This window comes from Aquitalea pelogenes (assembly GCF_001515305.1).
Classification (GTDB): Bacteria; Pseudomonadota; Gammaproteobacteria; order Burkholderiales; family Chromobacteriaceae; genus Aquitalea; species Aquitalea pelogenes.
Genome location: NZ_LNQV01000176.1, coordinates 1 through 206 on the forward strand (window position 1 = coordinate 1; position 206 = coordinate 206).

Sequence of the window (206 nt, forward strand, 5' to 3'; positions counted from 1 at the left end):
GCCGCCCGCAGGCTATACCAGCCATTTCCGGCGACCCGCGGCTATGGCGGGAACGGGACGGTTTTCACCTGGTACTGGGCGCGCAGCGCAACAACGGCACTGGAGCAGCCGCCCGCAGGCTATACCAGCCATTTCCGGCGACCCGCGGCTATGGCGGGAACGGGACGGTTTTCACCTGGTACTGGGCGCGCAGCGCAACAACGGCA

1 protein-coding gene is annotated in these 206 nt (G+C 67.5%); it reads left to right on the forward strand.

Annotated features, from left to right (window positions below; genetic code table 11):
• The coding region (locus tag AWT75_RS22440; RefSeq protein ID WP_204377143.1) for a hypothetical protein at nucleotides 1–206 on the forward strand (206 nt) is incomplete at both ends.